At 37.0% G+C, this 22608-nt stretch carries 19 protein-coding genes; 16 read left to right on the top strand and 3 right to left on the bottom strand.

The window, feature by feature from the left end; all coding sequences use genetic code 11:
* Positions 1–6: 6 nt before the first annotated feature.
* From B9Y87_RS15775 to B9Y87_RS15765, 3 genes are all read left to right on the top strand, one after another.
* The gene (locus B9Y87_RS15775; protein WP_085499946.1) at positions 7–1197 is read left to right on the top strand and encodes a phosphoglycerate kinase; all 1191 of its coding nucleotides are present in this window, start codon (positions 7–9) and stop codon (positions 1195–1197) included.
* Between the two features lie 113 nt (positions 1198–1310).
* A complete protein-coding gene (locus B9Y87_RS15770; protein ID WP_139827259.1) occupies positions 1311–2948 on the top strand; it encodes a lytic transglycosylase domain-containing protein in 1638 nt (545 codons plus the stop codon).
* Between the two features lie 12 nt (positions 2949–2960).
* Complete coding sequence (locus tag B9Y87_RS15765; protein WP_085499945.1) at positions 2961–3953, top strand: DUF4837 family protein; 993 nt, start codon at positions 2961–2963, stop codon at positions 3951–3953.
* A gap of 227 nt (positions 3954–4180) precedes the next feature.
* Here the strand turns inward: B9Y87_RS15765 and B9Y87_RS22380 are convergent, their stop codons facing one another.
* The 3 genes from B9Y87_RS22380 to B9Y87_RS15755 all read right to left on the bottom strand — a co-directional run bounded on the left by B9Y87_RS22380 (position 4181) and on the right by B9Y87_RS15755 (position 8159).
* Positions 4181–4351 carry a DUF6747 family protein gene (locus B9Y87_RS22380; protein ID WP_317045136.1) on the bottom strand — a complete coding sequence of 57 codons (171 nt, stop codon included), beginning with the start codon at positions 4349–4351 and terminating at the stop codon, positions 4181–4183.
* 414 nt (positions 4352–4765) lie between these two features.
* On the bottom strand, positions 4766–7414 hold the full coding sequence (locus B9Y87_RS15760) for an OmpA family protein (RefSeq protein ID WP_085499944.1): 2649 nt from the start codon (positions 7412–7414) through the stop codon (positions 4766–4768).
* A gap of 559 nt (positions 7415–7973) precedes the next feature.
* Entirely contained in the window at positions 7974–8159 is a 186-nt protein-coding gene (locus B9Y87_RS15755) for a Sec-independent protein translocase subunit TatA/TatB (protein WP_072860090.1), read from the bottom strand.
* Between the two features lie 198 nt (positions 8160–8357).
* On the opposite strand from B9Y87_RS15755, the gene B9Y87_RS15750 reads away from it, so the two are divergent.
* From B9Y87_RS15750 to B9Y87_RS15690, 13 genes are all read left to right on the top strand, one after another.
* Entirely contained in the window at positions 8358–9227 is an 870-nt protein-coding gene (locus tag B9Y87_RS15750; protein WP_085499943.1) for a M23 family metallopeptidase, read from the top strand.
* 6 nt (positions 9228–9233) lie between these two features.
* Positions 9234–10742, top strand: coding sequence for a GH3 auxin-responsive promoter family protein (locus tag B9Y87_RS15745; protein WP_085499942.1), 1509 nt, complete (start codon positions 9234–9236; stop codon positions 10740–10742).
* A gap of 147 nt (positions 10743–10889) precedes the next feature.
* Entirely contained in the window at positions 10890–12575 is a 1686-nt protein-coding gene (locus tag B9Y87_RS15740; protein WP_085499941.1) for a DUF6909 family protein, read from the top strand.
* 3 nt (positions 12576–12578) lie between these two features.
* Entirely contained in the window at positions 12579–13637 is a 1059-nt protein-coding gene (locus B9Y87_RS15735; protein WP_085499940.1) for a hypothetical protein, read from the top strand.
* A 3-nt stretch (positions 13638–13640) separates the two neighbouring features.
* Positions 13641–14648 (top strand): dTDP-glucose 4,6-dehydratase, encoded by a 1008-nt coding sequence (rfbB, locus tag B9Y87_RS15730; RefSeq protein ID WP_085499939.1) that lies wholly within the window; start codon positions 13641–13643, stop codon positions 14646–14648.
* A 57-nt stretch (positions 14649–14705) separates the two neighbouring features.
* Positions 14706–15563 (top strand): glucose-1-phosphate thymidylyltransferase RfbA, encoded by an 858-nt coding sequence (rfbA, locus tag B9Y87_RS15725; protein ID WP_085499938.1) that lies wholly within the window; start codon positions 14706–14708, stop codon positions 15561–15563.
* A 30-nt stretch (positions 15564–15593) separates the two neighbouring features.
* Positions 15594–16139, top strand: coding sequence for a dTDP-4-dehydrorhamnose 3,5-epimerase (gene rfbC, locus B9Y87_RS15720; protein WP_085499937.1), 546 nt, complete (start codon positions 15594–15596; stop codon positions 16137–16139).
* Positions 16118–16918 (top strand): dTDP-4-dehydrorhamnose reductase, encoded by an 801-nt coding sequence (rfbD, locus tag B9Y87_RS15715; protein WP_085499936.1) that lies wholly within the window; start codon positions 16118–16120, stop codon positions 16916–16918. The genes rfbC and rfbD overlap by 22 nt, the downstream gene beginning before the upstream one ends.
* An 18-nt stretch (positions 16919–16936) precedes the next feature.
* The gene (wecB, locus tag B9Y87_RS15710; RefSeq protein WP_085499935.1) at positions 16937–18094 is read left to right on the top strand and encodes a non-hydrolyzing UDP-N-acetylglucosamine 2-epimerase; all 1158 of its coding nucleotides are present in this window, start codon (positions 16937–16939) and stop codon (positions 18092–18094) included.
* A gap of 92 nt (positions 18095–18186) precedes the next feature.
* Positions 18187–19401 (top strand): UDP-N-acetyl-D-mannosamine dehydrogenase, encoded by a 1215-nt coding sequence (gene wecC / locus B9Y87_RS15705; protein WP_085499934.1) that lies wholly within the window; start codon positions 18187–18189, stop codon positions 19399–19401.
* On the top strand, positions 19394–20698 hold the full coding sequence (locus tag B9Y87_RS15700) for a lipopolysaccharide biosynthesis protein (protein ID WP_085499933.1): 1305 nt from the start codon (positions 19394–19396) through the stop codon (positions 20696–20698). Before wecC ends, B9Y87_RS15700 begins: the two co-directional genes overlap by 8 nt.
* Positions 20695–21618 (top strand): hypothetical protein, encoded by a 924-nt coding sequence (locus tag B9Y87_RS15695; RefSeq protein WP_085499932.1) that lies wholly within the window; start codon positions 20695–20697, stop codon positions 21616–21618. The genes B9Y87_RS15700 and B9Y87_RS15695 overlap by 4 nt, the downstream gene beginning before the upstream one ends.
* Positions 21615–22532: a hypothetical protein gene (locus B9Y87_RS15690; RefSeq protein ID WP_085499931.1), complete on the top strand. Its 918-nt coding sequence runs from the start codon at positions 21615–21617 to the stop codon at positions 22530–22532. Before B9Y87_RS15695 ends, B9Y87_RS15690 begins: the two co-directional genes overlap by 4 nt.
* Positions 22533–22608: the final 76 nt, after the last annotated feature.

The raw sequence follows: 22608 nt of genomic DNA, 5'->3' as shown, positions 1-22608 counted from the left end.
TGGCAAATGAAAACCATCAACGATTTTAATTTTAAAGGTAAAAAAGCATTAATTAGGGTAGATTTTAATGTTCCATTGGACGCGGATTTTAATGTAACCGACGACAATAGGATTGAAGCTGCAAAGCCTACTATCATAAAAGTACTGGAAGATGGCGGAAGTGCCGTGTTAATGAGCCACTTAGGAAGGCCAGATGGAAATGCAAATCCTGCACTGTCCCTAAAACACATTTGCCATAAGGTATCCGAAGTGCTTGGTGTGAGTGTAAAATTCGCAACGGAAAGCATTGGGCCTATTGCCGAAAAGGCTGTGGCCGAATTAAAGAGCGGGGAAGTGCTGCTATTGGAAAACCTGAGGTTTCACGCCGAAGAGGAAAAAGGAGATAAGAACTTCGCTGAGCAATTGTCAAAACTAGGGGACATTTATGTAAACGACGCCTTTGGAACTGCACACAGGGCCCATGCCTCAACTACCATAGTTGCCCAATTTTTTCCAGATAAAAAATGTTTTGGTTTCTTGTTGGCCAAAGAAATCGAGGCCATAGAAAAAGTAATGAGAACAGGGGAAAAGCCTGTGACCGCTATTTTGGGAGGGGCAAAGGTATCCTCAAAAATTACGATCATTGAAAACATCCTGGATAAAGTGGACCATCTCATCATTGGTGGTGGAATGACCTATACCTTTGTGAAGGCCAATGGAGGTAAGGTTGGGGATTCTATCTGTGAAGATGATAAAATGGATCTGGCCTTGGAAATTTTGGACAAGGCCAAGAAAAAAGGAGTTAAAGTGCATATCCCAGTAGATGTATTGGCAGCAGACGACTTTAGCAACAAAGCGAACACTAGGATTGTAAATTCCAATGAGATTCCCGATGGTTGGCAAGGTTTGGATGCAGGGCCCAAAACCTTGGAAATATTTAAGGAGGTTATCTTAAAATCGAAAACCATTTTATGGAATGGTCCTATAGGCGTTTTTGAAATGGAAAGCTTTGCCAAAGGTACCATTGCCATAGGAAATTATATTGATGAAGCAACAAAAAAAGGCGCCTTTTCTTTAGTGGGTGGCGGTGATTCTGTCGCTGCTGTGAAACAATTCGGTTTTGAAAACAAGGTAAGCTATGTTTCTACTGGCGGAGGTGCCATGTTGGAAAGCCTTGAAGGCAAAACCCTTCCCGGAATAGCGGCAATATTGGCATAAATACGACGTTATTTAATATGGGTTAATTGTTTTTTATCTGCTTTTAAAAATTAAATTTTAAAGTTTAGAAAAAAATCACGATTTTAGTCCGCCCCACTTAAAAAACAAACCTTATGAAAACATCCAAACATATGCTATTGGGGGTTTTGTCTATGGGTTTCTTGGTTACTGGTGTAGCACAGGAATTTGATTCAATACCTACTGCAAAAAAAAGTTTAAACGCTCCAAATTTACAGGAAATTTCTGTGGATACCACAGCCATGGATATGGAAGGTGTTGAACAGATGGAAACTATGGAGGCCCAGGATGACATTCAGGACAACCCGTTACTTTTAGTGAAAGGGCAAAAAAAATACGATTTAAGGGACCGTCCGGAAACTGCCAAGTTCGATAGCCTTTGGATGAAGGAATTGTACGACAGTTCCTCCTTATTCGATTCCATATATCAGGACATAACTACCCTGGAAATAGATTCTACTTATCACTTCAATGTTGATACGGATACCTTAAAAGCCAGACTGAAACTCCTAAATCAAAAAACACCCTTCAACATTGTTTACAATCCTTCGTTGGAGAATGTAATACGCTACTTTCTAACCCGAAAAAGGGATATGATGAGCAGGATGTTAACTATTAGCCAGTTTTATTTCCCCTTGTTCGAACAGGAATTGGACAATCAAAATGTACCCCTGGAACTTAAATATTTGGCCATTGTTGAATCTGCACTAAATCCGAGGGCCCGTTCACGGGTCGGTGCCACTGGATTGTGGCAATTTATGTACGGTACCGGTAAAATGTACGATTTGGATGTTAGCAGCTATGTGGATGAGCGCAGCGACCCCATAAATTCTACCAAGGCTGCCAGTTTATATCTTAAAAAGCTACATGACATCTTTAACGATTGGGATTTGGCATTAGCGGCATATAATTCTGGGCCCGGTAATGTAAACAAGGCTATTAGAAGATCTGGGGGCTACAAGAATTACTGGAATATAAGAAGAAACCTTCCTAGGGAAACTGCAGGATATGTACCGGCATTTTTGGCTACCATGTATATTTTTGAATATGCGGAAGAACATGGTTTTACAAGACAAGTCACAGATCGTCCATATTTTGAGACCGATACCATACATGTGAAGAGCACTATTACCTTTAATCAAATTTCGGAATTGGTAGATGTTAGCGAAGAGGAACTTATGTTCTTGAATCCGGCCTATAAATTAAAGGTAATCCCTTTTGTAAAGGGCAAGAATTATGCCCTTCGACTCCCCGTTGATGCATTGGGGAAATTTGTCGCCAATGAGGAGGCCATCTATGCCCACGTACAGAATCAACTAAAATCCAAAGAAGAGCCATTACCGCAAATAGTACAGTCTAAAGATCAAATTACATACAAGGTACGAAGTGGCGATTTCTTGGGAAAAATTGCAGAAAGGTACGGAGTGGGTGTTAGCCAAATCAAAAATTGGAACGGTCTACGAAGCAACAACCTTAGAATTGGTCAAAGGTTGACTATTTATCCAAGAAAATTTCCTTCGTCAATAAGCTCATCCAATACCAACAAAAACTCAACAAATTCAGTAGCCGCGGCAGGTGCCAAGGTACATACGGTTAAAAGCGGAGACTCTCTTTGGACCATTTCCAAAAAATATCCTGGAATTAGTATAGATAATTTACGAAAATGGAACGGTATTAGTGGTAATGACATAAAACCGGGCACAAAGTTAAAATTGTGCGATTGTTCTTCGTAAATAAATAACTATATGAAAAAAATTGGCGCAGTAGTATTATTACTTTCTTTAATTATTGTCTCTTGTGAAGAAAAAGAGAAAAAGAAATATCTGCCAGAATCCATTGGTGCCATAAATTCTTTGGCCGTGGTAATGGAAAATGAACTTTGGGAAGGAAAAGTCGGGGATCGCGTAAGGCAACATTTTGCAGCACCTGTTTTGGGCCTTTCATGGGAGGAGCCCTTGTTCACTATCAATCAAATGCCCCAAAAAGTCTTTTCTGGCACTATTTTACAAACCCGTTCTGTACTTTTTGTCGACAAGGATACATTGAGCCTTGCCCACATTAAAACCGATGTCTATGCCACTCCCCAAAAAGTTGGTGTCATTAAAGGAAGTACAGATGAAGAAATTATTTCAAATTTGGATGCCAAAGCCGATGAGATTATCAAAGCTTTTAAGGAGGTCGAAATTCAAGAATCACAAAAGCGTTTCTTAAAATCGCTTAGCAAGGAAACCGTATTGAACGATAAATTGGGAATAACCCTGTCCCTACCCTCTATTTATAAAGTAGGAAAGCAGGAGAACAATTTTATCTGGATCGATAGGCAGATTCAAAAAGGGAGCATGAACATTATAGCGTATGATATTCCCAATGATTATTTTAAAAACGACTCCACCTTTGTCAAGGATATTGTGGCCATGCGTGATTCCATAGGAAAACAATATATCCCTGGGCCTGATGTACCGGGAAAAATAACCTATATGATGACCGAAAAGGCCTTTGCCCCTTATGTTTTCCCCGTGGAAGTCGCCAACAGAAAGGCTGCCGAAGTTAGGGGGATATGGGAAATCAACGGATATCCTATGGCAGGACCTTTTCTGACTTATATCATCAACGACGATAAAAACAATCGGAAGGTGGTTATTGAAGGTTTTGTTTTTGCTCCCGCTACCGAAAAAAGGGACGATATGTTCCAGCTTGAAGCCATTTTAAAAACCGTGAAGTTCTCGGACGATAAATAAGTACATCGGCAACAAAAATATGTTATAAAGGGCCCTCTAACGGGCCCTATTCTTTGGCCACTATACAATCTCCAGATCATAATACAAACACCGAGAAAACCTATCAAAACAACATTGAAGCCCAATCCTCATATCGATCTAAAATAGAGTGAGGCGGATGATGGCCTATAAGCAACAAAAAAAACGCCCTCACGGGCGTTTTCTGGTTTGGTTGGTTGGTTATGGTTTTAATCAAAGGCAAAGCCCGTTGTAATTCTGAATATAAAGGCATATAGTACGATTATGAAACTTGCAAAACAAAACCAGCTCATCGCCTTAAAAAAGGTTTTAACAAAAGCATGACCCAGATTTCTAAATGCCTCTAAATAAATCTCTCTGACTAATAATACGTTTTTCATAATATTTGGTTTGGTTATTTGGTTGGTTATTAGATATATAACTCAAAATCTTACGGTTAGGTATTTCATCGGACTTTTTTGTTGTAAATAAACGCCTATACGTTGTGAAAATGGCTTTAACCTTTAATAAGTACAACTACCATCACATAAACAAAGCATTGTGCCAGTTGGAAACTAATAGATTCCGCCTTTTCATTATACAAGTATTGGAGGCAAGATCCTTAACACTGCCATGCATTTTCCCAAAACCGAAAATTCATATTAATCCGATATCGTTTACTTTAAAGGACGTTGTTTGTAAACTCAATAATCATACTCAAAAAGTATATTTAAGGAAATATTAAGTACAAAAAAACCGCCTTGTTCCCAAAGGAAAGGCGGCTATAATGCTAATGTTTAAGTGTATCTCCTAAATTACATCTTTACTATTATAAATTCTGAACGTCTGTTAAGTTCGTGTTTCTCCCTACTACAACGAACTCCATTTCCACATTCATTGATTAAACGCTCCTCACCATATCCAATGGCACTTTCAATCCGGTCTGCCGAAATACCTTTGGAAATAAGATAGGCCCTTGTAGATTTGGCTCTTTTATCCGATAGATACTTATTGTAGACATCGGGACCTCGGGAATCTGTATGGGATTCAATCTTTATGACCATATCCTTATACTCTGTCATCACTTCCACCAATTTATCAAGTTCCAGGGAGGCATCCTTTCTTATGTAGGATTTATCAAAATCGAAGAAAATCATATCGGTCTTAAGCTTTTTAATCCCGTCTTCAATGACTATGAGTTCCTTTAACTTTTTCATAGTAATATCTACATTTACCACCTCATTTTTCTTTGTTTCGGCCGTAACTACATTTTCAAAGAATTCACTTCTAGTTGCTTTAATGGTGTATTTGGTATTGGAGTCCAAATCTTCAAAGACAAATGAACCGTCATCTTCCGTAACCATTTCCTTTAATTTAATGTTATTCTCATCCAAGAGGGTCACCAAGGCCCTAGGCATTAAATCGCCCGTAATCAACTCGGTAACCACACCCGAAATGGCATTCTTTACCACTTCTTCCAGTACCAGTCTTTCAAAAGAATAAATATCGTCGTCTCCTTTACCGCCACGCCTATTGGAGGCAAAATATCCTTTTTGGTCTTCTTCATTAACGATATAGGAAAAATCATCCTTATTACTGTTTATGGGCTGCCCCATATTAACAACTTCTTTAAAACCTTCCTCGTCATAAGCCACTTCATATACATCCAGACCACCAAGTCCAACATGCCCATTGGAAGCAAAGTATAACTTCTTATCATTGATAAATGGAAACATTTCTTTCTGCTTCGTATTTATACCAGGACCTAAATTTTTGGGCTCCGAATATCTACCATTATCCAATACATCTACCACAAAAATATCGGTATCACCAATGGTTCCCGGCATATCCGAAACAAAATACAGCTTTTTCCCATCCGGACTCAAGGCTGGATGCCCGGTAGAATAATCATCACTGTTAAAGGGAACTTCTTCGGCTTCGGTCCATTCCCCATTAACTTTCTTGGAAACATATATTTTCAAATGATTGACCCCATTTTTATCCCTTTTTAGTTTTTTACCATAATTATTCCTGGTGAAGTACATGGTTGAATTATCAGGGGTAAAAGTAACTGAAGCCTCATGGTACTTGGTATTTATTTTTTTTGAAAACCTTATGGCTTCCTTAAGGTCCTGGGTTTCCTTATTTACTTTAGAGACATACAGGTCTAAATAAGGTTGATTGTTCCATTTATACCGCCTGGTATTAAATATGGAAGAGTCTTTGGCCGATGCAAATACAATCTCGTCATCCTTATAAAACATAGGGGAAAACTCTGAATACTTGGTGTTTATGGCCAAGTTTTTGAGTCCGTATTTAAGTTCCATATTCAGAATATTGTCCAAGATGACTTCTTTTTGGTCTGCCCTAAAATCCAACCTGGAACCTATATTACCTTTCTCCACCTGCTTGTCATAAAGCCGCATCATTCTTTTGGATTTGCCGTATTTACCGGTACCTTTTAAGGTATGGGCATATTTGAAAATTTGGTCGGGCGACACTTCCTCTTCATATCTTTCGAATATGATATTGTAATAATAGTAGGCCCTTTCCATATTGGTATTGTAATAATGGGAGTCACCTGCTTTTTGAAGTATTTCGAGGGAATAATTATTGGAGTCCTTTTTAAGTGCCTCCTCGTATAATTCGGCAGCTTCCGCATACCACATTTTATCAAAATATTCATCAGCTTTTTTTATAAGCCTTGATGCATTGGGGTTTGAGTTTTCATTTAAACTGTTTCCCCTTTCAATACTATTTACCATTGGTTCCTCCTCAACAGGACTTAGCATGTCATAAGTAACCTCTTCCAAGGATAATTCCTCCTTTGGTGTAGTGTTATTGGTCTTAGGCTCGGGTTTTTCATCTTGTTCTAAAGTTTTAACCCCTTTAGGATAATCCTTTACCTCTTGATCTGAATTATTGTCCAATGCTGTTTTGGGTAAAGGCAAATTTGAAACTGTACCATTGCCATTTATCTCTATTTTTTTTGATGAACCCCCATTATCCACATTCATTAACCAAAATGGATCGGTATAGGTACCATTCAACTTGGAATTACAAGCAGCAATAGCGCTATCCAAATTATCATACTTACTTAAATAGACATAATTAAGACCATTGCCGGGATTGCTAATATAACCTGCATCAAAACCCTTACCCTTTAAAGTTTGTACCAGATTTTGAGCATTTCCCAAATCGGAAAATACACCAGAGACAATATAAAAGCCTTCTTCTATCCCTTCAAGGTTTTTAAATGTCCTACTTTTTATGCGGTTTGATGCAGCCCTCTTTCTAAACATTTCAGGGGTAACCCTAGTGTTGAATGCATTGGAATTATTATTTATGCTTATATCTAAATCCGCAAACCGTTTATCCATATCGGAGGCAACGTTATTCCTAATTCCCTGGGCACTGCCAATAAGAGTAAGAAATAGCAAGCAGGCTGTTAGAAGATGTCTCATGTTTAATCTATTAAAAAATCTTGGGGGTCCAATATTCAAAACAATATAGCGGCAAATGTAAAATCGACATTACCTTCCATAGTGAATTGCAAACACCATATATTTTATTACCAACGCTAAAACTAAAGCGCTTAGTACCGTTATAAAATTATTTGTTGTGAATGCAATGTTTTCAATGGTGTAATTACCATTTACAGGGATTTACATAGCTCGAAAAAGAAAAAGGCCACTACATTCACATTGGAATTCTAATGTAGCCAGTTCTTAATATATGTCGTTTCCCTATTATTGGTTCATTTATGTAGACTTGAAAGGTTTGGTAATAAAGTTCTGTTTACATAGCTAAAGGGAACATCCAAATTTAAAATTCCAATTGGTATTTTAGTTTCATGTTTATATGAAATACCCCTTTTCCAGTGGTTTAATTTAGTATCCTAAAATATTTACTATTTCGGTTTGCAAATGCATAAATTTATTGGGAGTGTGATACAATTAGCCCTATAAACAAAAAAACACCTGACTAATGCCAGATGTTCTTTGAAAATATGTTAAAGATGATCTATTTTTCTTTCTTCTCTTCCAATTTATCGTCTTCCTTGGAAGCATCCTTAAATTCTTTAATGCCGCTTCCCAATCCACGCATCAATTCAGGAATTTTTTTTCCTCCAAATAATAATAGGACGATGGCCACAACCAAAGCGATTTGCATTGGCCCAATGGCTAAAAATGTGTTTAAAGATATCATAGTATGATGATTTAAGAAAAACAAAGGTACTAAAAAAGTTGTTAGATTGCTGTTAATTTTAACGCTTCTAAGATATTTTAATTATTCTAAATTAGTATATCTTTCGTTAATAGATACTTTTGTACTATAAAAAGTGTAGGAAATCAATTTGAGTAGTAGTAGAATTAAAGTTAAATACTAAGCTTATCTTTGTTCATTATGGCCAAAAAGGTAAAGAAAAGAAAAGAAATTAAACAGAAACTTCTCCATAAGTATCGTCTGGTGATTTTGAATGAAAGTACCTTTGAGGAAAAAATTTCTTTCAAGCTGAGCAGGATGAATGTTTTTGTAACGGGTTCCTTGTTCATAATTGGCCTTATTGGATTCACTATACTATTAATCGCGTTTACACCTTTAAGGGAATATATTCCAGGATACTCCTCCACTAAATTAAAACGACAGGCCACAGAGCTTACCTATAGGACTGATTCTTTGGTTGCTACATTAAATTATACCAATAGGTATTTAGATAACATTCGAAAGGTGCTCAGAGGTGATATTGAAAATAATGAAATTAATAGGGATTCCTTATTCGATCAATACAAACTGGATCCCTCTACCATAGATTTAACACCGATCAGGGAAGATTCCCTGCTAAGGGAACAGGTAGCCTTGGAGGATAAATACAATTTGTTTGAAAGAAATATCAATAATCCCGGACAGGTACTTTTTTCTCCCCTTTCTGGAACCATTTCCCAAGAATTTAATACTGAAAACAAGCATTTTGCCGTAGATGTGGTGGCTCCAATGGACAGTCCCATTAAAGCAGTAGCCAATGGCACTGTCATTTTTGCCGAATGGACGGCGGAAACCGGTTATGTAATTATCTTGGAACATATGGACGGACTTTTAAGCGTATATAAGCACAATGGATCCTTAAACAAGGCGCAGGGTGATGTAGTACGATCAGGAGAGGTAATTGCTTCGGCAGGAAATACAGGGGAATTGACCACGGGACCACATCTTCACTTTGAGCTCTGGAGCAATGGTAGCCCAATAGACCCTCTAAATTTTATAGATTTTAAATAGTTCTAGATGAGTTTAAAATCATTTGCCGCACAAATATTCGCCAAGAATATCGCTAAAAAAACTGCCGAATGGGTAAATAACCCTATTCAAACTCAGGAAAAAGTATTCCAATCGCTCCTAGCTACTGCCAAAAATACCGACTTCGGTAAGGATCATCATTTTTCGAATATAAAAACCCATGCCCAATTTATTGAAAACGTCCCCATAAGGGACTATGAAGAGTTAAAGGGATATGTGGAAAAGGTGGTAGCAGGCCAGAAAGATGTATTATGGCCTGGTAAACCTGCCTACTTTGCAAAAACTTCGGGGACCACATCCGGGGTTAAATACATCCCCATCACCCACGAATCCATTAAGTACCAGGTTGAAGCTTCCCGAAATGCCATTTTGAATTATATCCATGAAACAGGAAATGCAGATTTTGTGAATGGAAAAATGATCTTTCTTCAAGGAAGTCCCGAAATGAAAGAAAAAAATGGGATAAAGATTGGTAGATTATCAGGTATATCCGCGCACTATGTTCCCAATTATCTACAAAAAAACCGATTGCCAAGTTGGGAAACCAATTGTTTGGAGGATTGGGACACCAAAGTGAACAAAATTGTAGAGGAAACCGTAAATGAGAACATGACCGTTATTGCGGGAATACCCTCTTGGGTTCAAATGTATTTTGAAAAGCTGAACAAAAAAACGGACAAAAAAATAGGAGATCTCTTCAAAAATTTTCAACTATTCATTTATGGAGGGGTTAACTACGAGCCCTATCGTGCAAAATTTGAGAACCTCATCGGGCGCCGTGTAGACAGTATAGAACTCTTCCCCGCCAGTGAAGGATTTTTCGCTTACCAAAATTCCCAAAAGGAAAATGGGATGCTTTTGTTATTAAATTCGGGCATCTTCTATGAGTTTGTCAAGGCCGATGAATTCTTTGTGGAAAACCCCAAACGTATTACCCTTAAAGATGTTGAACTGGGAGTAAATTACGTCATGATCATCTCTACCAACGCCGGTTTATGGGCTTACAATCTCGGAGATACCGTTCAGTTTATTTCATTGAAGCCCTTTAAAATTATAGTTTCCGGAAGAATTAAACATTTTATCTCCGCCTTTGGGGAACATGTTATTGGTAAGGAGGTGGAAGAAGCAATGAAACAGGCTATAGAGGCAACAGATGCCAGGATAAACGAATTTACAGTAGCCCCCCAAATTAATCCAGAAGAAAAAGAACTTCCATATCACGAATGGCTGATCGAATTTGAACGCCCCCCATCAGACATTAAAAAGTTCATTACCATCTTGGACGAGTCTTTGCAGCAGCAAAACACTTATTATTTTGATTTAATTGAGGGCAAAATTCTCCAAACTTTGAAAATTACCCAAATAAAAAAAGATGGGTTTCAAGAATATATGAAGTCCATTGGAAAGTTGGGAGGTCAGAACAAGGTACAGCGCTTGTCCAATGACCGAAAAGTAGCCGATGGATTGAAAAGCTGGTCAATGATGAATAACTCATAAAAAAGCCAGCCATTATTTTTCAATATTTACAATTATTGATACCCTAAAAGTTTAAATTTATAATTTTAGTGTTGGCAAGAAACTTATAAAAGCTACACAGGAAATAAAATAAACAATATAAATTGTAGTTTTGCACGAAATCCGCTTATGAGTAAATCCGTTAACACTACTAGGGCACAAGATTCCACCAATGCCATTGAGCGCTTGTACATAACAATGCGGCATCTTTTTAACCGTGGATTTTACAAGCCTTCAGGTGTTTCTGGAGCAACCTTAAGACAATCCCTTTTACAATTACGCCCAGAAATATATGGTTCCATTGCCGAGGAAAAGGCTGAACTTAACGGACTTATGTATGTTTTGGAAAGATTGCCGGAAGGAATAGAACAATGTAGGTTTATAAACCTCACCTCAGACGAAGGCTATGCGGGTTCCCAATTTAAACCAATTATTCCACCCAAAAGACGGAGAAACTGTTACAGGATCGATGATGAACAGATGAACATAGAGATTACCCGAGGCAGATCTGATATTTACGATATTCTAACCCATCTCACCTTTTTGTTTATCGAATCCGAGAAAATTAGTAAGAAGGTTATTATAGAGGATACGGATAAAACTATACGTGACTGGGTAAAATTGGAACAAGCCGCGAATAAGGAGGAACTTAGCCAGAGGGAAAGGGAAGTAGCCCTAATACATATGGCCAATATTTTGGGAAGACCGTTTATTGAGGTAATGGCGATCCACAAAAAACTCTCAACGGCTTTGGAGCCAGAGCGATTTTTAAAGATTATCTACTGGTTGGGAAAACTGGCCATAGAAGAAGAAACCACAGGAAACAAAAGGGCCATTACCTTTAGTCCCATGTTACGGGAGCGTTTAGGACATCACATTCATGGGGAACGTTGGGCCAACAGGATAAAAGAGGTATTACAGGAAAACGGACTTATGGAACGTCCCATTCATATCATAAGTGCCAATATGCACAGCGTAATGAATTCATTGTTCGCCAAAAAAGCATTGTCCAAGACGTTGGCAGGAAAGACAAAATTGGAGACATATGAGGCTTTGAGTATCCCCAAAAATTCCCTCTTAAGGGATAAGGTGATTGCCCAGGCTAAAAAAAACGGTATGATAGCCATTGATGACGTTTCCGGTACCAATATAGATGTACAAATTTTTGACATGTCAAAATTGGGTAAAGGTGCCTGTTGTTACGATTTGCACGCAAACTGTCCAGAAAATGAAAAACCTGTTATCTTTGTTATGGATTACGCCTTTGGGGAACAGGCCTATGAAACCATTGATGAATTATTGAAGCCTTATAGAGTTAAAAAAAACCAAGAGGTATTTTTAAATGTGGCTTCGATTACCATAATGGGAAAGGCAGGAATTCTTGAAGGTGGCAAAGGGGATATAATGATTCCCGACGCCCATATTTTTGAAGGAACGGCAGATAATTACCCTTTTGACAATGAATTGCGAAAAGAAGATTTTGAAGGCAACGGACTAAAAGTTTTACAGGGAGCTATGGTGACCGTCTTGGGAACCTCTTTGCAAAATAGGGACATCCTGAAATTCTTTCATGAATCCACTTGGAACGTAATTGGGTTGGAAATGGAGGGAGTGCATTATCAGAAGGCAATACAATCCGCATCCAAAATTAGAAAAAGTATACGGGAAGATGTTAAAGTGCGTTATGCCTATTATGCCTCCGATAACCCTCTGGAAACGGGGAGTACCTTGGCATCCGGTGGTTTGGGGACCACAGGGGTAAAGCCTACCTATTTAATAACGGATAAAATACTAACACAAATATTTAATTCCTAGTTTATGGCTAATCAACAACCGACGAATAGTAGCTCATCCTCTTCCGATGAAGTAGATTTGGGTCAACTTTTTCAATTAATTGGTAACGGGTTCAAGAAATTCTTCCGTTTTATAGGTAATATTTTCAAAGGTATTTTCCATACAGTTATACTATTCCTGCTTTTTTTACAAAAGCATTTCATAAAATTTGTGGTTGCAGCCGTAGTAGGATTAGCCTTAGGCATATACCTAGACATGGTAAAAGAGCCTAAGTTTATTTCCACAATGGTGGTTGAACCCAATTTTAACAGTGTGCAACAATTGTACAACAACGTAAATTTCTACAATGAATTGGCGGAGGCAGAAGACTCCACCGCCTTGGCAGAGGCTTTGGATGTTAGCGTCTCCGAAGCTTCCAAACTAAAAAAGTTTATAGTGGAGTCCTATTCGGATGAAAACCAAAAGGTGCAATTGTTCGACAAGTTTGTACGCAGTTTGGATTCCACCACAAAAAAGGCCATCGACATGGAGAATTATTTGAAAAATTTCAACTCCATGGACGCCCGTTTCCATACCATATCTGTCACAGCAACAAATAGCACAGTTGCCAAAGCTATACAACCTTCAATTATCAAATCGATTTCCCGAAATGAATATTTTCAGTTGCAACAAAGTATTAGTGACCAAAATATAAGCCTACAGGACAGCCTATACAAAAAACAATTAATGGAGGTAGATTCCTTACAACATCTTTACAAGCGTGTGATGGAAAAGGAAGCTGAAAAACCGCAACAGGGTACCAATATTAGTTTAGGGGAAAACGGAGGCCAGGAAAATAAAGAATTAGCCTTGATCAACCAAGTGGATAAGTTAAAGGAAAACTTGGTATTGCTCAATGAAGAAAGGGCCAATAAATCGAGCATACTAAATGTTATCTCTGCCTTCCCTAGAAGGGGTGTAGAGGTAAAGGGAATACTGAATAGCTATAAATTTTGGATTCCCCTTGGATTTATCGGGATTACCTTATTAATCCTTAGTCTATTGGACTTAAATACCTACTTAAAGAACTACAAAAAGGAATAATCCATGAACATATTGGTTACAGGTGGGGCTGGGTTTATAGGAAGTAATTTTATCCATTATTTTCTTAACGCCAATCCCAATGACCAAATTATCAATTTGGATCTTCTTACATACGCAGGGAATCTAGAAAATCTCAAAGGAGTAGAAAATTATGACAACTATCACTTCATTAAGGGTAACATATGTGATGTTTCCTTAGTTGAGGGTGTATTTACAAAATACAAAGTTGATAACGTTATACACTTTGCTGCCGAATCGCATGTAGATAAGTCAATTGAAAATCCTGAAAATTTTATTAAAAGCAATATTGAAGGTACCTTTGTACTCTTGGAAACTGCTAAAAAGTTTTGGATGAAATCTGTGAATCAACCCAAGGAAGGGTATGCAAATTCCCGTTTTCACCATATTTCTACCGACGAGGTTTATGGAAGTTTAGGGTCTGAAGGCTTTTTTACCGAAAAGACCCCTTATGCCCCCAACAGTCCCTATAGCGCCTCAAAAGCTTCTTCTGATTTCTTGGTAAGAAGTTACCATCACACCTATGGACTAAATGTTGTTACCAGTAATTGTTCCAACAATTACGGACCACATCAACACGACGAAAAGTTGATACCAACTATCATTAGAAAAGCCTTGAAAGGGGAAGATATTCCAATATATGGAGATGGGACCAATGTACGAGATTGGCTCTATGTAGAAGATCATTGTATAGGAATATCAACTATTTTTAAGCACGGCAAAACAGGGGAAACTTATCTTTTGGGTGGAAACTCGGAACAAACCAATATTGAAATTGTTAATCAAATTTGTCAAATATTGGACCGTTTACTCCCTAAAAAACAAGGAAGTTATCTGGATCAATTGGCTTTTGTAACAGACCGCGCCGGACATGATTTTAGATATGCCATAGACTTCTCCAAGGTATCCGAAGAATTAGGTTGGAATCCAATGCAAAATATAAATACTGGAATGGAAAAGACAGTCGGTTGGTATATTAATAAATATAATTAAAAATAACTCGGTTTTTGGCCTTCACAGAAAAGGATTGAGTAACATAAAAACAAAAACATGAAAGGCATCATATTGGCAGGAGGTTCAGGAACCAGGTTATACCCCATTACCTTGGCAATCAGCAAACAACTCATGCCCATTTACGATAAGCCCATGATCTATTACCCCTTGGCCACCTTATTGTCGGCCGGAATCAGGGAAATACTGATTATTACTACGCCGCAAGACAGGAACCTCTTTGAAAAATTGTTGGGAGATGGATACCAATTGGGCTGCGATTTTAAGTACGCCTGTCAGGAAGAGCCAAAAGGACTTGCAGAGGCGTTTATAATAGGGGAAGAATTCCTTGGAAAGGATAAAGTAGCCCTGATTTTGGGCGATAATATTTTTTATGGGTCCGGTTTAGCTGATCTACTACAAGCTAATAATGATCCGGATGGTGGAATTATCTACGGGTATCATGTTCAAGATCCCCAGCGATATGGCGTGGTGGAATTTAATGCAGATGGTAAAGCCATCAGTATTGAAGAAAAGCCAACCCATCCAAAATCGAACTACGCAGTTCCAGGAATATATTTTTATGACAACGAAGTCATAGAAATTACCAAAAGTATAAAACCAAGTAATCGGGGAGAACTTGAGATTACTGATATCAATAAGGCATATTTGGATAAAGGTAAACTAAAAGTAAGTATCTTGGACAGGGGAACAGCTTGGTTGGACACTGGTACTTTTGCCTCCTTAATGCAGGCTTCACAATTTGTAGAAGTAATCGAAGAACGGCAAGGCCTTAAAATTGGTGCTATAGAAGAAATTGCTTACACCATGGGGTATATTTCAAAAGAACAACTTCAAATTTTAGCAGAACCCCTTTTAAAAAGTGGTTATGGAAGGTATTTACTTAATCTTAAATAAGTTCTATTCTTTAGAGCCCTAAGTTAAATCGTGAAAATTACAAACACTTTATTGCAAGGATGTTATGTTTTGGAACCCTTGGTTCACCAAGACGAAAGGGGCTTGTTCTTTGAGTCCTACCACCAGAACAAATTGGAAGAATATATTGGTGAGAAAATCAATTTTGTCCAAGACAATATCTCCATTTCAAAAAAAGGAGTGTTGAGAGGCTTGCACTATCAAACTGGGGAACATTCCCAAGCAAAATTAGTGCAGGTATTAAAAGGAGAAGTATTGGACGTGGTCGTGGACCTAAGGAAGCAGAGTACTACCTTTGGAGCGCATTTCAAATTAAGGCTCTCTTCCGAAAATCGTAAATCCATATTTGTTCCAAAGGGTATGGCACATGGTTTCCTTGCCTTGACCAAAGAGGTCATTTTTGCTTATAAGTGTGACGAATACTATGATCCACGATCCGAAGCAGGAATTTTGTTTAATGACCCGGATTTGGATATTGAATGGGAATTTAATGAAGCCGGAATGATCCTTTCTGAAAAAGATCTAAAATTGCCATTATGGAAAGATCGCAAAATTTAAAACGAATATTGGTTACTGGGGCATCTGGACAATTAGGTTTAAGTCTCCAGGATTTGGCTTCAGAATATCCAGATATGGAATTCGTTTTTAAAAACTCCACTGAATTAAACATTACAGATAAGAATAAGGTCAACAAAATTTTCTCAACAGACGGTTTTCACTATTGTATTAATTGTGCAGCCTACACCAAAGTTGATGAAGCAGAGAAAAGCTCGGAAATGGCCTTTAAAGTGAATGCAGAGGCGGTTAAGGATATAGCTCTAGTCTGCAGTAGATACAAAGTAACGCTAATACACATTTCTACAGACTATGTCTTTGACGGAGAAAAAGGCTCCCCTTATACTGTAATTGACCTGCCCAACCCCCTTAACGCATACGGCCGTTCAAAATTGGAGGGGGAAAAGTACATACAGGAAATATTGGATAAGTATTTTATTGTCCGTACTTCTTGGTTGTATCATAAAATATATGGCAACAACTTTTATAAGACCATATTGAAAAAGGCAAAAAAAGGGGAAGTGTTGCGAATTACAGATGAGCAAATTGGCAGCCCAACCAATGCAGCTAACCTTGCCAAATTTCTAATGGAGCTTATATTAACTGAAAATCAGGAGTATGGCATTTACCACTACACGGACGGACAAGCTATGAGTTGGTTTGGATTTGCACAGAATATAATTGAAGAAAACGGATTGAAAAATACTACAAATATTGTTAAGGACAATAATTATCGTAGTTTTGCCAACCGACCGAAATTTAGTGTGTTACAAAGTATGTAGCTAAAATCATTTATAAGAATGAAAATAAAAAACTTAATAATTTTTGGTACCCGGCCAGAAGCCATCAAAATGGCACCTTTGGTAAAAGAGTTTCTAAAATTTCAAGATAATTTTGAGACCAAAGTCTGTATTACAGCACAACACAGGGAAATGTTGGACCAAGTATTGGATTTCTTTGAAATTATTCCAGATTTTGACTTGGATTTAATGAAACCCAATCAAAATTTATTTACTCTTACGGCCGATATAATCAACAACTTAAAACCGGTTTTAGAGGCGTTTCAACCCCATTACGTGTATGTTCATGGGGATACAACAACAACTATGGCTACCAGTTTGGCTGCGTTTTATGCGGGAGCGCAAGTATGCCATATTGAAGCTGGTCTAAGAACCTTTAACATGCAATCCCCATTCCCCGAGGAGATGAACAGAAGTGTTACTGGAGTATTGAGCAACCTACATTTTGCGCCTACGACAACCTCAAGGGACAATTTGATACGCGAAAATAAACAGGAAAAAAGTATTATTATAACAGGAAATACAGTAATCGATGCCCTATTATTTAGTGTAAACAAGGTAAAGAACAACTCTTTTAGGGATTCAGAGGTTGCTCAGTTAAAAACTATTTTGGATGACAATAAAAGATTGATATTAGTTACTGGTCATAGAAGGGAAAATCACGGTCTAGGTTTCATAAACATTTGCGAAGCCTTAAAACAAATTGCTCTAGAAAATCCAGATACACAAATCGTATATCCGGTACATTTAAACCCAAATGTACAAAAGCCCGTTTATGAATTGCTAGCAAATATCGATAATATATCACTAATTGCTCCTCTTTCCTATCCTGCCTTTGTTTGGCTGATGGAAAAATCCTATCTAATCATTACCGATAGTGGCGGAGTACAGGAAGAAGCACCTAGTTTGGGTAAACCCGTTTTGGTAATGCGGGACACAACGGAGCGTCCAGAAGCCGTAAATGCAGGAACCGTAGTTTTGGTAGGCACTGATAAAGGGAAAATTGTTGAGGAGGCCTCCAAACTTCTAAACAACACCGAAGCTTATGAGAGAATGGGCAAATTACATAATCCATATGGGGACGGAAAAGCCTGTAAAAGGATTGTTGACCATATTTTGAGGTTAAATTTACTACTAAAAACTGAACAAAACACTTAATTTATAATAGGAAAGGCATTTACCGAGCCAAGTTTAAAAAGGTTTAAAATCCAAAAGGACAAAATACACATTTGAAACAATACAATTCTAATATGAACAAACCAGAAGTAGTAATGATGGGTTTAGGCTATATTGGCCTCCCTACAGCGGCACTAATAGCCCAAAATAACACCCATGTCCATGGTGTGGACATTAATCCAAAGGTGGTGGAAACTATAAATGCTGGAAAAATTCATATTATTGAACCGGAGTTGGACTTGGCAGTCGCCAATGCAGTAAAAGGAGGCTTTTTAAAGGCAGCCATTTCACCCAAGAAGGCCAATACCTACCTCATTGTAGTGCCTACACCTTTCAAAGGAAAAAACGAACCGGATATTTCATTTGTAGAAGCTGCCACAAAGGCTGTTTTGCCTTTATTGAAGGAAAATGATCTGTATATTATAGAATCTACCTCTCCAGTGGGTACCACTGAAAAAATGATGGGACTAATATATAGCCAACGCCCAGAATTGGAAGGAAAATTATTTATCGCTTATTGCCCCGAACGGGTTTTGCCTGGAAATGTCATGTACGAATTAGTGCATAACGATAGGGTTATAGGTGGTGTTAACCAGGCTTCCACAGAAAAGGCAGTGGCTTTTTATAAACGATTTATTAAAGGAGAATTACATAAAACAAACGCCCGTACGGCCGAAATGTGCAAATTGGTAGAAAATTCTTCCAGGGATGTACAAATTGCCTTTGCCAACGAATTATCACTTATCTGTGATAAGGCCGATATTAATGTTTGGGAACTAATAGCCTTGGCCAATAAGCACCCTAGAGTTAATATACTGCAGCCTGGATGTGGGGTAGGAGGACACTGTATTGCAGTAGATCCTTATTTTATAGTATCTGACTACCCTATGGAATCCCAAATTATTGGAAAAGCCAGGGAAATAAATAACTACAAATCCTTTTGGTGCGCCGAAAAGGTGCAAACAGCCAAGTTGCAATTTGAAATACAACACGGACGTAAACCCAGCATTGCCATTATGGGTTTGGCCTTTAAGCCCAATATTGATGATTTAAGGGAATCTCCTGCAAAATATATTGCCCAAAAGGTGCTACAAAATGCAAACAATGAGGAGTATTTCATTGTAGAGCCTAATATACATGAACATAAGGTATTTAAACTTACACCCTATCAGGATGCAGCTGAAAAAGGGGACATTATTGTGTTTTTGGTAGCCCATAAAGAATTTAAAACATTAAAATTGAAAAAAGACAAAATGGTATTGGATTTTTGTGGTGTATTAAATGATTAAAAGACTATTAATAATAGCCTCTTTAACAGGGCTTGGGCATTTAACTACCTTACTTTCTTTAAAGTATATAGCAAAATATATCCAAAACGATACTATTGCCTTGATAGGGGAAATTGACTCTTTAACTTTGCTTATTGTTGCAATTATCGCCTTTGGGCTTCAATTATCGTCAACCAGGGATATTGCTTTGCTAGAGAATTGGAAAACCGAGTTGATTGAGGCACAATCCGCAAGGGTAACTCTTTCGATGCTTTTAATAGTTGTAGGTTTATCAGGTTTTATTTATACCAAAAACTATGTGTGTTTTTTCGCTCCAATTATTGCTTTGAATGCCGATTATGCACTGTACGGAAGAGGAATGCCGATTATGGGTGCTTTTGTATCTTTAATAAGAGTCCTGATTCCATCGATTGTTCTAGTAATTGCATCAGTTTATTTTTCCAATTATATTGTATTCCTATTTGTAACAAGTATTGTTTTCTCATATTTTATTACAGGACTATTAGTGTCCATTACGTTAAAGGTCAATTACTTTGTAAGACCTAAATTCAAGAGTTTAAAAAAGTATTTAGGTAATATTGACATAGGCATTGCCAGCTTTTCAATGTTTTTTATTGGTATTGGTATAATCAATGTGGTTTCATATTTTAATGATGACGAGGCTATAGCCATTGCCTATATTGCTTTAAAGTTTTACATGATTTTCAAAGGTGTAAGAAGAATTATTGTACAGACATTTTTCAAAGAACTTATGGAAGATTCCGTTTCCCTTAAAGTTGACTCCTTTGCTATGGTCGCCGGGTTAGTATTTTTTAGCACATTGCTTTTTTATCCCAATGCAATAATATCACTGCTATTTAGTGAAAGATATTCATCCTACACCACGACTTTTATTATTCTTGGATTAGCCGGATTCCTATCATCTTTTACGACGAGTTCAGGGACCAGATTATTGTTGCAAAAAAAAGACAAGGCATATAGTTGGAATTTAATTATCGCTGCGCTTCTTACTGTAATATCCGGCATATTATTTTCAGTTTTCATGAAACACAATCCGGCATATATCTCTATTTCAGTGTTGATCGGTGAAATTACCTTGTCAATTTTAAACATCAAATCCTTAAATGAAAAGAATTTCATAACGGATAGAATGAAACATACTTTTCCCTTAGGCCTATTGACTATAATTTTTATTGGGTCCAAATATTTGTTCGGCCCACAACTCTATTCTTACTTTTTTGCACTTTCGGTTTATGGAATATCAGTATTGATCTATTTTAAATTGAAGGAATCATGAGTATATATAAAGGAATATTTTCAACACAATGGAGCAGTGGCAATATAGAAATCCATGTAAAGGGAGGAATATTAATGTCTTTTTATATTAAATTACTATTCAAAAACTGGTCAATTAGCGAAATTAAACCCTCAAAAAAAACTGTGCTGGTAGAATTTGATAGGCCAAGTAAGAATGTTGAAATAGTTAAGACAACCCTTTTTTCATACCAAAGAATTATAACCGAAAAATTGGTTAGAACTAGAATTACCAAAATAAATATTCCTAGGGCCTGTGTCAGAAGTATGTATAAATTTATTGTAAATAGGGGTAGTGTCGTTGGCATTCCCGAACTTTATATGTCTATTATTCGAAAGTCTATTATAGAACCCTTGGAATATAATGCACATAAGGATGGATTCTCCTTAATACACGCAAGTTCATTTATGTATAATAAGAAAACTTTTGTTATTGTAGCAGGAAGCAAAATTGGGAAATCCACATTAATACTAAATTTGACAAGAAAAAATAATGTTAATGTACTATCCGACAATTACTGTTTTATAAATGGAAATATTATTCGAACAATAGAAGAACCATTTCGCAGCGGCAGACCAAAAAGGTTTAAGACAACTTTTTACAATAGATCCATTAGCGGAAGACCGGATATATACGAGGGTAAGGCCGATTTTATAATTCATCTTAAAAGAGGTGTCGAAAATTCCTTAAATAATCTTAACGCCATAAATATGCAGATGATAATTAACGAAATAAACGAGCATGAAAAAGAGGGAATCAACTACATTACGGAAACAGATCCTATTTGGCTTGAAAAGCAAAATCTTAATCTAAGTGATAAATTGAAGTTTTTCACCTTGAGTATTGCCGAGGGAATAGAAAATGTAGATATAGCAATTAATCAATTAAAAAAATTGGCATGAAGTTAATAAAAGAATTTTCAGTAGCTCAAAGAATAAATGTTTCCGTTTATGGAACCGTAAATAGTTCCTGTGAGTCATTTTTAAAAATGATATACCATAACTTCGACAATACCATTGAAGCTCCAAAATACCATTTAAAAATTAATGTTAGTGATGTAATTCCCAAAATTAAAAAAACTGTAGAATTAGGTAAAGACGCCTTTTATGACGAGAATACTTTGGTTTTAAAAAGTGGGCATTATTTTATTCGGGATTCGGAAAAATCTTTAACGGTGGGTATACCTACAAAAGTTAAAAGAGGTAGAATACCCTTTAAAAGAACAACTCCAGGAAGACACATAACGGATGAAATTATAGAACCACTTCTTCAACTATTACTTTTGAATTGTAACGCAACATTTGTCCATGCCTCTTCAATCTATAAAGATGGAAAAGTTGATGTCCTTATGGGGTGGAGAGGAACAGGAAAAACGAATGCCATATTAAAGGATATGTCTAAAAACAATATTTGGTCCGATGATCTTGCCATTATTGATAATCATGGTTATGTATATCCATACCTTAGACCCATCAGAATCTATTCTTATAATATTCCACTTTTGGATCCTGAATATATTTCCAAGCATAAACTAAAATTCAAAAGGAGAATTACTCCGCCATGGCAACCAGTTCATTACCTTCCATTATCAACGGAAACAGGCGTTAAAAGTGCCCCATTAAACGAATTTATTTATTTGAACGATAGAACAAGTAAAAAATTAGCTAAAGACGCAAAAAACATAATGCTTTTTGAACAAATTTATTTTAAGGATTATCAAATAATGCTTGAACAGGCTGGCGTTTTTAAAGTCAAAAATAAGGTTGGGTATATAATTAATGAAGCTTTAAAGAATGCCGCTAACTTATTAAAGTAGGCCATTGAAATTAAAAAAATTTGTCATGTCTTTATATGTTAAATTAAGGTTATGCCCATGTAAATTAGTTAATTAT

Origin of the sequence: Arenibacter troitsensis, assembly GCF_900177645.1 — a bacterium.
In the GTDB taxonomy this organism is placed as follows: Bacteria; Bacteroidota; Bacteroidia; order Flavobacteriales; family Flavobacteriaceae; genus Arenibacter; species Arenibacter troitsensis.
The sequence above is the reverse complement of the archived record's forward strand: the minus strand, read 5'-3'. Positions and strand labels throughout refer to the sequence as shown.